Origin of the sequence: Nocardia seriolae NBRC 15557 (assembly GCF_007990715.1) — a bacterium.
Classification (GTDB): Bacteria; Actinomycetota; Actinomycetes; order Mycobacteriales; family Mycobacteriaceae; genus Nocardia; species Nocardia seriolae.
Genome location: NZ_BJWY01000283.1, coordinates 1 through 579, shown reverse-complemented (window position 1 = coordinate 579; position 579 = coordinate 1). Strand labels below are relative to the sequence as shown.

1 pseudogene is annotated in these 579 nt (G+C 59.2%); it reads left to right on the top strand.

The window, feature by feature from the left end:
• Positions 1-83: 83 nt before the first annotated feature.
• Positions 84-579 (top strand): annotated as a pseudogene (locus NS2_RS35725) (hypothetical protein); the annotation flags it as partial.

The window sequence follows — 579 nt, the reverse complement described above, 5'->3', positions numbered from 1 at the left end:
TGGTCGACCCTACTGTGAAGGGTTGATACTTGGGACGGACCGGATTGTTTGCTATCCACCCTGGATGTCCTTAGCGTTGTCGCATGGTCCGGAACCCGGCGTGGTCGCGGGATGAGTTGATCCTCGCGTGTGATCTGGTGATGCAGAACGACTGGCGTGAGCTACGAGAGAACGATCTGCGAGTACGGGATATCTCCGTGATCCTTCAACGATTACCGATTCACCCGGAGTCGTTGCGGGCAGAGAATTTTCGTAGTCCGAACAGCGTCTCTCGCAAGACCACCGATATCGCGACACGGCATCCGGACTACGTCGGCAAGCCCACCCGCGGCGGAATACTTGACCGTGAGGTGCTCAATGACTTCCTAGTCGACCCGGTCCGGATGCACGAGCGGGCCGAGCAGCTCAGGCGTGCGGCGGAAGCAGGCGACTATTCGGTTTTCACAGCAGGCGAAGCTGGTTTGTTCGAGGACGATGACGATGCCGTGCAGTTCGTGACCGAGTCTGTCTCCGTGCTGGATTCTGCCCGGGTGGCGCGTGCCGCAGTCACCTTGACCGTTCCGGCAATTGCTAGTGTCC